Origin of the sequence: Moraxella sp. CTOTU48841, assembly GCF_032061225.1 — a bacterium.
Lineage (GTDB): Bacteria > Pseudomonadota > Gammaproteobacteria > Pseudomonadales > Moraxellaceae > Faucicola > Faucicola cinerea.
The window spans coordinates 1-11,657 of sequence record NZ_DAMBFQ010000015.1 but is presented as its reverse complement, the minus strand read 5'-3'; the positions used below and the strand labels follow the sequence as shown (position 1 = coordinate 11,657).

13 protein-coding genes, 1 tRNA gene and 1 pseudogene are annotated in these 11,657 nt (G+C 45.5%); 10 read left to right on the top strand and 5 right to left on the bottom strand.

The window, feature by feature from the left end:
• Window positions 1-62: 62 nt before the first annotated feature.
• On the top strand, window positions 63-419 hold the full coding sequence (locus RT034_RS10360; RefSeq protein ID WP_313016440.1) for a YkgJ family cysteine cluster protein: 357 nt from the start codon (window positions 63-65) through the stop codon (window positions 417-419).
• Here RT034_RS10360 and RT034_RS10355 read toward each other — a convergent pair.
• The 3 genes from RT034_RS10355 to RT034_RS10345 form a co-directional block, all read right to left on the bottom strand.
• Window positions 416-1,336 carry a hypothetical protein gene (locus RT034_RS10355; protein ID WP_313016438.1) on the bottom strand — a complete coding sequence of 307 codons (921 nt, stop codon included), beginning with the start codon at window positions 1,334-1,336 and terminating at the stop codon, window positions 416-418. The genes RT034_RS10360 and RT034_RS10355 overlap by 4 nt on opposite strands.
• A gap of 146 nt (window positions 1,337-1,482) precedes the next feature.
• Complete coding sequence (gene fabF / locus RT034_RS10350; protein WP_313016436.1) at window positions 1,483-2,784, bottom strand: beta-ketoacyl-ACP synthase II; 1,302 nt, start codon at window positions 2,782-2,784, stop codon at window positions 1,483-1,485.
• 270 nt (window positions 2,785-3,054) lie between these two features.
• The gene (locus RT034_RS10345) at window positions 3,055-4,284 is read right to left on the bottom strand and encodes an anhydro-N-acetylmuramic acid kinase (protein ID WP_313016475.1); all 1,230 of its coding nucleotides are present in this window, start codon (window positions 4,282-4,284) and stop codon (window positions 3,055-3,057) included.
• A 225-nt stretch (window positions 4,285-4,509) separates the two neighbouring features.
• On the opposite strand from RT034_RS10345, the gene tyrS reads away from it, so the two are divergent.
• The 6 genes from tyrS (at window position 4,510) to RT034_RS10315 (ending at window position 8,000) form a co-directional block, all read left to right on the top strand.
• Window positions 4,510-5,730 (top strand): tyrosine--tRNA ligase, encoded by a 1,221-nt coding sequence (tyrS, locus tag RT034_RS10340; protein ID WP_313016434.1) that lies wholly within the window; start codon window positions 4,510-4,512, stop codon window positions 5,728-5,730.
• Window positions 5,731-5,816: 86 nt separating this feature from the next.
• Window positions 5,817-6,089, top strand: a complete 273-nt coding sequence (locus RT034_RS10335; RefSeq protein WP_062333167.1) for a type II toxin-antitoxin system RelB/DinJ family antitoxin — start codon at window positions 5,817-5,819, stop codon at window positions 6,087-6,089.
• Window positions 6,067-6,396, top strand: coding sequence for a type II toxin-antitoxin system YafQ family toxin (locus RT034_RS10330; protein WP_313016432.1), 330 nt, complete (start codon window positions 6,067-6,069; stop codon window positions 6,394-6,396). The genes RT034_RS10335 and RT034_RS10330 overlap by 23 nt, the downstream gene beginning before the upstream one ends.
• 14 nt (window positions 6,397-6,410) lie before the next feature.
• Window positions 6,411-7,382, top strand: a complete 972-nt coding sequence (locus tag RT034_RS10325; protein ID WP_313016430.1) for a D-2-hydroxyacid dehydrogenase — start codon at window positions 6,411-6,413, stop codon at window positions 7,380-7,382.
• A gap of 2 nt (window positions 7,383-7,384) precedes the next feature.
• Entirely contained in the window at window positions 7,385-7,783 is a 399-nt protein-coding gene (locus tag RT034_RS10320) for an FKBP-type peptidyl-prolyl cis-trans isomerase (RefSeq protein ID WP_313016428.1), read from the top strand.
• Window positions 7,779-8,000 (top strand): DUF1653 domain-containing protein, encoded by a 222-nt coding sequence (locus RT034_RS10315; protein ID WP_313016473.1) that lies wholly within the window; start codon window positions 7,779-7,781, stop codon window positions 7,998-8,000. Before RT034_RS10320 ends, RT034_RS10315 begins: the two co-directional genes overlap by 5 nt.
• Before the next feature lie 104 nt (window positions 8,001-8,104).
• Here the strand turns inward: RT034_RS10315 and RT034_RS10310 are convergent.
• Both RT034_RS10310 and RT034_RS10305 read right to left on the bottom strand, forming a co-directional pair.
• A tRNA-Phe gene (locus RT034_RS10310) sits at window positions 8,105-8,180 on the bottom strand.
• Window positions 8,181-8,292: 112 nt separating this feature from the next.
• Window positions 8,293-8,691, bottom strand: a complete 399-nt coding sequence (locus RT034_RS10305) for a hypothetical protein (protein ID WP_065253908.1) — start codon at window positions 8,689-8,691, stop codon at window positions 8,293-8,295.
• 210 nt (window positions 8,692-8,901) lie between these two features.
• On the opposite strand from RT034_RS10305, the gene RT034_RS10300 reads away from it, so the two are divergent.
• From RT034_RS10300 to RT034_RS10290, 3 genes and pseudogenes are all read left to right on the top strand, one after another.
• Window positions 8,902-9,366, top strand: coding sequence for a type IV secretion protein Rhs (locus RT034_RS10300; RefSeq protein WP_409566374.1), 465 nt, complete (start codon window positions 8,902-8,904; stop codon window positions 9,364-9,366).
• A 191-nt stretch (window positions 9,367-9,557) separates the two neighbouring features.
• The gene (locus RT034_RS10295) at window positions 9,558-11,234 is read left to right on the top strand and encodes a phosphoethanolamine transferase (RefSeq protein ID WP_313016424.1); all 1,677 of its coding nucleotides are present in this window, start codon (window positions 9,558-9,560) and stop codon (window positions 11,232-11,234) included.
• A gap of 110 nt (window positions 11,235-11,344) precedes the next feature.
• Window positions 11,345-11,657: pseudogene (locus RT034_RS10290) on the top strand (hypothetical protein); the annotation flags it as partial.

The window sequence follows — 11,657 nt, the reverse complement described above, 5'->3', positions numbered from 1 at the left end:
AATTTTTAGCCGTTTTGGACGAAACGGGTAGTTAACAATGATAATGACATGGCATTGTAGCAATGGCAGAAATTTTTTTTAAATCAATCGCAGAGGCGGATAGCGATATCTGCATGCACTGTGGCGCATGTTGCGCTAACTATCGGGTGTCTTTTTATTGGGCAGAAGGCGAGGCACTCGGTATCCCCGAGGAGATGACGGTCAAAGTCAATGATTTTTATACCTGTATGAAAGGTACCGAAACAAAGCCGGTCAGATGTATTGCATTAGCGGGCGAAGTTGGTAACTCGGTGGCTTGCCAAATCTATGATAAACGCTCAAGCACCTGCCAATCGGTACAAGTCGGTGACGAGCAATGTATCAAAGCCCGTCATCACTATGGGTTATCTAACGATATCTTTAGTCAAGTGCCTGTTTAATGGCTTTGTGATAAACGAACCGTCAGCTGTTTTTCTACTTCGGTTTTAAGCCATTGATTCAAATCCTCATTCATCAGCGTCATTGATTCGAGCAAATAGTTGTCGATATAGCCTTGTAGCTGTTTGACGATATCTTGTTTGATTTGTTCAATAGCGGGCATGGTGGCGATAGATGGGTTGTCAATATCGGCAAGTGGGTTAGTAACGCTCGTTTCTTGGGTCAACACGGCCGCTGTTGGGTCATCAGCTAACGGGTCAGCAAAGTTATCAGTGTGATCAATAGCATAGACCATCTCACTGCGATGGCGTTCAATCGTGATATCGCTGGTTGCGTTATCACTGGTTTGAGCTTGTTCATCTAGCTGGTAATTTGCACCCTCGTTTGAGCCAGTTGATAGTTGCGTCGCTGGTTGGGGAGGATTGCTTTGTTTTGCCAGATGCGCTTGTTTGGCAATGGCGCGTTCTTGCTCGAGTAGCGCAATGGCTGCGTTATCTTGTGCTTGGCGTTCGCGTTGTAGACGTTCTTCTTGCACTTGGCGTTCTTTTTCGTTTTCTTGTGTTAACTGTGCTTGTTCAAGTCGTTGTTGCTCAAGGCGCTCTTTCTCCAAACGCTCGATTTCTAAGCGTTCTTGTTCTAGCCTGTGTTGTTCCAATCTTTTTTGTTCTAGGCGTTGTTCTTCAAGCTCGCGCTCACGTGCTTGCGCTTGTAATTTTTCTTGGTGGTCACGCTCGATAGCCAGTAATTCCTCGACTTTATCATGCAGATTAGGCACGCTAAATTGATACTCATCAAGATCAGTATCGGGGTAAAGTAAGGTAACGATATCATCGAGTTCTTGAATAATGGCGTGTTTGACAGGGGTAGGGGTGGCAAGCCAGCGCTTTGAAAATTGGTGGGAGAAGGCAAATCCTGACATGAATGGTGTCCAGCGTTAAGGATGAAATAGGGTAGCTTCATTTAACGAAAAAACGGCTACAATTTCAATAGCCGTTTTCAAAATTCACACCGTTAAAAGATTAATGAAAGGGTCAATGTTGTCATCACAGTGATTGCTATTTATCGTCACTGCCACTTGGCAAACAGCAGCGAGCCGTTGGTTCCCCCAAACCCAAAACTGTTAGAAATCGCATGGGTTAAGTGGTCGACTTTACGGGCAGTATGCGGTACATAGTCAAGCTTGCACTCAGGGTCTTGATGATCCAAATTGATGGTCGGTGGCAATATTTGTTGCTGTAGCGCCTTAACGGTGAAAATCGCTTCGATACCGCCTGCAGCACCCAATAGATGACCGGTCATCGATTTGGTGGAACTTACCACCATGTTCTCACCAAAGATACCCGCAATCGCACGGCTTTCTGCCACATCACCCGCTGGGGTACTGGTGCCATGGGTATTGATGTAGCCAACGTCACTGGGGGCAATGCCAGCATCACTCAAGGCGTGACGCATCGCCATAGCGGCACCTTCACCATTTTCCGGTGGCGCAGTGATATGACTGGCATCATCACTCATGCCAAAGCCGACAAACTCTGCCAAAATCGTCGCACCGCGCGCTTTGGCGTGGGCAAGGCTTTCCATTACTAGCACGCCTGCACCATCACCTAGCACAAAACCATCACGGTCTTTGTCAAATGGACGACTGGCTTTGGTGGGTGCATCGTTACGCGTTGATAACGCTTGCATTGCTGAGAAGCCACCAATACCGAGTTGGCTTGAGGCTTTTTCACAGCCGCCCGCTACAATCACATCAGCATCGCCATACGCAATCAACCGTGCCGCCAAGCCAATCGCATGAGTCGCTGTGGTACAAGCGGTAGAAATGGCAAGATTTAACCCTTTAATCCCATGACGAATCGCCACTTGCCCAGCTGCCATATTCACAATGGCTGAGGGCACAAAAAACGGCGAGATTTTACGCGGACTGTCGCTATGAAGCTTTACCGCTGTATCTTCAATGGTGGTGATACCGCCAATCCCTGAGCCGATGATCACCCCGATACGGTCGGGGTCAACCTGCTGTACAGGCGCGGCTTGCAACTCACTGATAAAGCCTGCTTGCTTCAAGGCTTGTGCTGCTGCGGCAACACCATATTGTACAAAGGTGTCATACCGACGCGCGTCTTTGGCGTTCATGTACAAGCCGATATCAAACCCATCCACTGTGCCGGCGATTTGTGCGCGGTAGTCAGTGGCGTCAAAATGGCTAATCGCTTTGATACCGCTTTCGCCATTAATGAGCCGTTGCCAAGTGCTCTCTACATCGAGTCCTAGCGGGGTAATGGCTCCCATGCCTGTGATGACAATACGCTCATGGTCGGGGCGTTCGTCGTAGCGGGGCTTTTTTTGGCTAATTTTTGTGGTCATTTTATGCTCGAATTTTTGAATAATATTTTTTGAATAACATTTTATGAAAGTTTAGCAAAAATAGTGTACGAGTGTAAACACAATAACTTTAACGTCTTTAGGTTGATTGTATATAATCTTTAGCCAGTTGGACAACATTAGCCCTTACCCAAAGATGATCAAAGCCCAGTATAAAGGCTATAAGTTAAGGGCTATAAGATAAGCGCTATACACCAGTGCTATATATCAGTACTATCAATGTCATTGTCGACGTAAAACACACACGACGTGTTAAAAACACACCTGTCCCAATACCACTTTTTTACTTGCCCCGGTGACACTGGGCAAGTTACTCGGTACGTTCAAAATCGTCTGCTGAGCCAGCCATGCAAACGCTACGGCTTCCACCCACAACGGCGACAACCCAATTTTGTCGGTGGTTTGTATGCTCCAAGTAGCTAAATTATCTTGTAAACGGCTCATTAAATAGGCATTTAACGCCCCACCACCACAGACAAACAACTCGCCTTGCGCACCATCAGTGACGGACACAATGGCATCGCTGACGGATTTAGCGGTAAGCTCCACCAATGTCGCTTGTACATCGGCAGGTGAATACGCCAAATTAGGGAATTGCTGACCCAATTGTTCTAGCATAGCGTCAAGCCAAGCCAAATTAAACTCCTCTCGCCCAGTGCTTTTTGGAAACGGCTTGGCAAAAAATGGGTGGGTCAAAAGCAAATTTAATAACGGCTCAAGCACTTGCCCGGATTTTCCCCAATCGCCATTGTGATCATAAGCTTGCTCGGTATGACGCTGACACCAACCATCAATGAGCAAATTTGCCACCCCTGTATCAAATCCAATCACCTCATCGCTGCCATCAAGTACCGTGATATTGGCGATACCGCCTAAATTTAAAATCACTTTTGGCATAACTTTATCGGCATGATAAGGCGGTGTAGCAAACATGGCTTGGTGAAACGCAGGCACGAGTGGTGCGCCTTGCCCACCCACTGCCATATCACGGCGCCGAAAATCGCTCACCACCGCAATAGCAGTGCGCTCAGCGAGTACATTCGGGTCAAGCAGTTGCAAGCTAAATGACCACTGTGGGCGATGACGTACGGTTTGCCCATGACAACCAATCGCGGTTACTTCATCAGGGGTCACCTGCGCTTTCTCGAGCAATTGACTGACCAAATTTGCGGCAAACTCAGCATAAAATACACTCGCCCAACCCAATACATCCAGTTCGCTCTCGAACGCCAAATTATCATCAGCGATGAGTTGTGCCACCCCGTTTGGTTGAGTGAGCGCTAACAACACGGCGCGTAAATCAGCGGGAAACGGCTCGCTCACCGTCGCCAAAATCTCGACAGGCTCATCATTGTCTTCATCAATCTCATAAAACTGGCACAGCACTGCATCGAGCCCGTCAAGGCTGGTGCCACCCATCATGCCAATCACATACGGCGAGTCGGCAAGCGGGTTTTCTTTGGTGCTCATCATATCATCCATGATGTCGGTAAAATGGCTAAAAAATCCTTCATCAAAAGGCAGGTTGGCAGGTAGTCCAGTCGGCAACGTTTGGCTCATAATTATTCTCGTTCGGGCTGTCAAAGTAGAGAGTGCTTTGATTATAGCATACTAAAAGCCTGCCTTATTTTATCTGCAAATTTGCTATAATGGCTAAACTTCACTTTTTTTTCAGCCGTTTTAACCCGCGCTTTTTTCGAGGTAAGCATGACCGATTCTACTCATAGATTTTTAGCAGCAGAAGAACAACTCAAACTCATCCAACGTGGTACGCACGAAATTATTTCGCAAGACGATTTAATTAAAAAACTTCAAGAAAACCGCCCACTGCGAGTCAAAGCAGGGTTTGACCCGACCGCACCCGATTTGCACTTGGGTCATACGGTTTTAATCAATAAACTTAAGCATTTTCAGGATTTGGGACACCAAGTGTTGTTTTTGATTGGGGATTATACCGCGCGCATCGGCGACCCAACGGGTAAAAATACCACTCGTCCGCCGTTGTCTGAAGAAAAAATCTTGGAGAATGCGCAAACTTATAAAGAGCAAGTATTTAAAATCCTTGACCCCGCTAAAACCCAAGTGATGTTTAACTCCGATTGGTTTAGCAAAATGTCGGCAGGTGACATGATTGGTTTGGCAAGCCAGCAAACCGTGTCTCGTATGCTCGAGCGCGATGACTTCTCAAAACGCTATCACAGTCAAACGCCGATTTCTATTCATGAATTTTTGTACCCACTGGTGCAAGGTTATGACTCAGTCGCCATGCAAGCCGATGTTGAGCTAGGTGGTACTGACCAAACCTTTAATCTACTCATGGGTCGCACCTTGCAATCTCGCTATGGTCAAGTGCCACAAGTGTGTATCACCGTGCCGATTTTGGAAGGCTTAGACGGCGTACAAAAAATGAGTAAATCGCTTGGCAATTACATCGGCATTTATGACAGCGCAGGCTCAATGTACCAAAAAATCTTGTCCATGCCAGACACTTTGATTGCGCGTTATTTCGAGTTACTTAGCTTCAAATCCATGGATGAAGTCGAAGCCTTGCTAAAGGACATCGAAAACGGGCGCAATCCGCAAGAAGTCAAACGTATTTTGGCACTAGAGCTGATTGAGCGTTTCCATGACAAAGAAGCCGCCGAAAATGCTCACAAATCAGCGGGCAATCGTTTGGTAGATGGTGAGTTGCCAGTGGATTTGCCAGAGGTGACGATTAGCCTTGATGGGCAAGCGCAGTTATTTATCACCCAAGTGTTAAACCAAGCCAATTTGGTAAAAAACTCAGCGCAAGCGAAAGACTTTTTGAAAAACCAATCGGTGAAAGTGGATGGTCAGGTCGTGGATGCAGGATTTGCCCTCAGTGCAGGACAAACGGTGGTCATTCAAGCCGGCAAAAAAGCGTATGCCAAAGTGACGATTTCCTAAAGTGTATATTGCTTAACCAATAATTTTATTTTAAAATGTAGTGACAATATCACTACATTTTTTGCTTTTTATAGAGGTCAGTAGCTATGACACAATCAACTATGTATCAATTTCGACTTGATGCCAATGAAAAGCGCCAAGCCTTTGAAGTGTTTGACGAACTGGGTATTAAGCCTGCGCAAGCGATTCGTCTATTTTTACGTCAAGTTACGGCAACAAAGTCTATTCCGTTTGACGTCGCAATTCCTAACGCCACCACGCAACGAGCGATGCAAGATGTTGAAGCCATGATTGCAGACAAGCAAGCCCGATTTAGCAGTAACAAGGAATTGTTTGATGCCCTCGAAAAAGCCGATTAATTCAAAACGCACGAATTTACCAAGAGCCTCAGATTTTACCAAAGATTTTTTGAATGATTGGCAAAGGCTAGTGAAAACAGGGCGTTATGACATGGTCAGGCTCAAAGAAGTCATGCTGTTATTAATTGCCAATAATGAGCCGTTAGGGGCAGAGTGGAAAGACCATGAACTAAAAGGAAATTGGGCAGGATTTCGAGAGTTACATGTGGGCAGCGATTTTTTATTAATCTACAAAATTCAAACCATCACAAAATTTGAGACAATTTATTTTACTCGTGCAGGAACACATAGCGAACTATTTGAATAAAAAGGAATTTAAAAATGAAAGCCATCTTCCTCGACCGAGCCACCTTTTCCGCTGATTTAGCATTAACAACCCCAAACGGCATTAGCGACTATCAAGTGTATGCGCAAACGCCCAATGACCCCAAAATCATCATTGAGCGTTGCCAAGACGCGGATATTGTTATCACCAATAAAGTTGAGCTTACCGCCGAAATTATCGCGCAACTCCCAAAACTCAAACTCATCCAACTGACCGCCACAGGGATGAACAACGTCGATAAAGACGCTTGTGACAAGCACGGCATTGCTGTTAAAAACGTCGCAGGCTATGCGGTCAAAAGCGTCCCCGAACATACCTTTATGCTGATGCTGTCAGCCATGCGAGCGGCTCGCCATTATCATCATGAAGTGGTCAAGGGTGACTGGCAAAAAGATGGGCGCTTTTGTCTGCTCGATACGCCACTCATTGACCTTGAAGGCAAAACGCTGGGCATTATTGGCTATGGCACAATTGGCAAACGGGTTGGGGAAATTGCCAAAGTCTTTGGTATGACAGTATTGATAGCCGAACACCAAAACAAACCGCCAAGAAATAGCGACTATAGCGCGTTTGATGATGTCCTTGCTCAGTCCGATGTCATTACCCTGCATTGTCCATTGACGGAGCACACGCAGCATTTAGTGAATACCGATAGCATTGCCAAAATGACAAAAAAACCGTTGATTATCAATGTTGCGCGCGGTGGCGTGGTCGATAGTCAGGCGGTGGCTGATGCCGTTACACAAGGTAAATTATTAGGCTATGGGGCAGATGTGTTTGAACATGAACCGATTAAAGACAACGACCCATTACTCACACTTAAAGACCACCCAAGAGTGATTTTTACCCCCCATAATGCGTGGGGCAGCGTCAACGCCCAGCTTAACCTATGGGACATATTGTGTCAGCAAGTACAAGAGTTTACCCAACTATCCCATAAGGGAAATAACGAAAATAACGGAAAATAAATATGACAAGTAAACTGCAATTCCAAGACCTAATTATCGGCACAGGTAAAACTGCCGAGCGTGGGGCACTGATTACCGCGCATTACACGGGCTATCTGCCAGATGGCACGGTATTTGACTCATCGCATCACCGCGGGCAACCCTTCGAAGCCGTGATTGGCACAGGGCGGGTGATTAAAGGTTGGGACGTGGGTGTTTTGGGTAGCGAATACGCGCAAAAAATCGGCTATGACAGCCAAATTGAAGACCCTGCCAATCTCATGCCCATGCAAGTCGGTGGCAAGCGCAAACTCATCGTGCCAAGTCACTTGGCGTATGGTGAGCGCCAAATCGGTAAAATCCCACCAAATTCAGACTTAACCTTTGACATTGAATTGTTGGATGTCAAAACTCGTGATTGAGATTAAATTGGGTATTTATGAGCACTACAAAGGCAATCTGTATCAAGTACTGCACATCGCCAAGCATAGCGAGAGTGAAGAAGAACTGATTGTCTATCGTGCCCTTTATGGCGATTATGGGGTGTGGGTGCGACCGCTTGAGATGTTTGCTGAAACGGTGGAAGTCAATGGCAAAGCTGTGCCAAGATTTAAGCTGATAAAACCGCTAGACAGTTAAGTTTGGCGGTAATTGATAGGGGTCAATGATATAAAAATAACCGACAACAAAAAACCCCAAACTAATAAGCTTGGGGTTAATCGATTTATACCTAAGACAAATAATGGTGGCGTGGGGCAGGATCGAACTGCCGACACACGGATTTTCAATCCGTTGCTCTACCGACTGAGCTACCGCGCCATGTTTGTCAGCATCAGTATTTGAGCGGCTATTAAACTAAAAATCGCCAAAGGTGTCAAGCACTATTTCAAACTTTTTGCAAAAAGTTGCTAGTAACTGGCAAAATCCCAAGTTATATCAACTCGTACATGGCTAAAATACGATGAATTGCGCCGCAGCCAGGTACAAACTTGGTATTGCCTTTTTTGCGCTCAATGTCGGTGACTTGCTTGACGAATTTGGGTGCAAGCCCGCGCCCGCGATTGGCAGGATGTAGTACGATGTACTGTAGCAAGCGGCTAGACTCGATACCTTCATTAAAGCAGCCAATCGCGGCAATCGGTTTTTCATTAAACATCCCCAAATACAGGATATCACCTTTGGCAAAGGCCTTTTCAAAAAACGCCACAGCATCACGACCTGTAGCAAACTCAGGCGAGCTGTCATACAATTTTTCGACCCGCAATTTGAGTTCAGGGTCGTCAATGCTGTTGTTTTCAAAGTTATTGATGGCAACGGATTCTAATGGCATAAAGCCCTCCTTTTTAATTAGCTCACGTTTTAATTAGCGCACGTTTTGGTTAGGTCATGTTGATTTAGTATAAAATAGTAACTAGGATACCAACAAACTTGTAATTGTTATCCAGTATTTTTTGCTAAAAATAAAAACTGTCAAGGCGTTGGCAAGCCGTGATGGCTTTTTTAGGTTAACCAAATCTTGGACAAACTCTGTGAAATGATAATGTGTTTTTTAAAACAACCTGCTCGATGCCGTCCACTAACGGAGGGCGAAAAAGCCATTGCGGGTAGCGTCTTTGGTGATACGTTACAGCTTGATAGTATACGCCTAAAAACCGCATGGTGGGTACTCAAAGGCTATGCGGTCAGTCCCAATGGTCATGTGTATTTTCATCCAGCAGATTTTTGTGATGATTTTAGTCAGCAAAATGTCTATCTGCGCGCGTGGCTGGTGCATGAATTGACCCATGTTTGGCAAATCCAACAAGGCGTTAAGGTGTTTCGCCGCGCCCTGCTCAATCGGCGCTATAGCTATGAGCTGCAACCCAATAAGCCATTTGGTCGTTATGGTATAGAGCAGCAAGCGCGTATGGTGGAAGATTATTATCGAAAACGTGAGCTCAAACAGGATTATGAGCCATTGCTTGCCTTTATTCCGTTTGCCAGTTTCCAGCCTGCCACCGCTTAGCGTTATCAACTCTCTTTGTCGCTGTCACCACCTAATGTTTGTAGCGATTGCGGTGGTTTTTTTAGCATAATTGCTTGATGGATGGGTGTCTTAAGTTTCAGTTAAGCTAAATCTGTATGATAGCCTCATCCTAAATTTGGTTATTATATAATGGCTATTTTTTGGTGCATTTGGATAAGGTGAGTAATCGTATGTCAGTGAATAACTCTCGATGGGTAGCATGGCGTCAGCAAGGTAGTAATACTAAAAGTGTCAGTACTCAAGGTATCAATGCTTATGTGATGATGGGTGTTGTCGCGCTATTTTTGACCCTGAGCGCAAACGTTACTTTCTTTGATAAAGCCACTGAAGTCTATCCGTTTGCCCAGCATATTGGCTTTATAGGCTCATTGCCGTTGGTGCTATGCGGTGTGATGCTACTGGTTATTGTGCTGCTTAGCTATCGTTATACCCTTAAAGCGGTATTGATTTTTTTGCTATTGACCGCGGCAGTCACGGCGTATTTTACTGATACCTATGGCACTGTCTATGATGTGAATATGCTACAAAACGCGCTACAAACCGATAAAGCAGAAAGCGCCGATTTGTTTAATGTCAATTTTATCTTACGCATTTTATTGCTTGGGGTATTGCCTAGTGCGTGGGTGGCGTGGCAAAAGGTCACATTTCCCCCCATCAAGCGCAGTCTATTGCAGCGCGGCTTGACGTATTTAGTCAGCCTCGGCTTGGTGGTGTTGCCGATTTTGGTGATGAGTAAAAATTACGCCAGTTTTTTCCGTGAACATAAACAGCTACGAAGCTATACCAATCCTGCAACCCCTGTATATGCACTGGGTAAACTTGCCAGTATACAGCTCAAACAAGCACAAGCTCCCAAAACACAAATCATGCATGCAACCGATGCGGTGCAGGTGAGCAATCCCACCACCCGTAAGCCAAAACTGGTGGTATTGGTGGTCGGGGAAACCGCTCGCGGCGACCATGTGCAGCTAAATGGGTATAACCGAACCACCTTCCCGCAGATGGCAGCGACGGCTGGGGTAACTAATTTTAACCAAGTCATCGCCTGCGGTACCTCAACCGCTTATTCGGTGCCTTGTATGTTTAGTTATATTGGTATGAAAGACTACGATGTGGATACCGCCAACTACCAAGAAAACGTACTTGATACTTTAAATCGCCTAAAGGTTAATATCTTGTGGCGTGATAACAACTCAAGCTCAAAAGGCGTCACTAATCGTTTGCCCGCGGCAGATTTTGTCGATTATAAAACCGCGCGCAACAATACGATGTGTAATACCAACCCCTATGGCGAGTGCCGCGATGTGGGTATGCTAGTAGGCTTAGATGACTACGTCAAACAACAAGCCAACCAGAATACGCTTAACCAGGACACCCTAATTGTGCTGCACCAAATGGGTAATCACGGACCTGCGTATTTTAAACGATATGATAAGCAATTTGAAAAATTCACCCCAGTCTGTCAAAGCAATGAACTTGCCAAATGCGACCCACAAAGCGTGATTAATGCCTTTGACAATGCGCTACTTGCCACCGATGACTTTTTGGCAAAAACGGTGAACTGGTTAGACAAATACGACAGCACCCACCAAGTAGCGATGCTGTATGTCAGTGACCACGGTGAAAGTTTGGGCGAAAACGGCATTTATTTACATGGTATGCCTTATAAAATCGCGCCTAAAGCGCAAAAACACGTCGCATCGATGTTTTGGGCAGGTAAGCACTCAGGCATTCAAGCAGTGCCGTCTAATACTGAGCTCACCCATGATGCCATTACCCCAACCTTATTAAAACTGTTTGATGTGCGTGCGCAAACGGTACAAGGCAAACCATTATTTATCAAGTAAAGTTATCCAGTAAAGCTATTTGGGTAATTAGAGCCATTTAAGTAATGTTAGACATAAAAAGTGCGTCCAACTCTAGCGACAGTGACGGCAAGATAGATGGTTCAAAATAGATGAGTATACAGATCGCTAAATTAAAAAATTTTGCCAGTAGACAGACCGTGCTCGGACTGGTGCTGGCGATTATCTTTACGCTAACGCTTGAGCACAGCGCCATTGATGTAGCCATCAGTCAGTATTTTTATTCCCCCACAGATGGCTGGCTGCTTGCTAAAGAATCACTACTCCCTAACTTAATTTTTTATACCCTTCCCAAAAGATTATTAATTGCGTTTGAAGTCTATATGGCAATCGCATGGCTACAACGCTACTTATACCAAACCCAACAATTACAGTATTGCCCACTTTCGAGCCGTCAGGGATTTA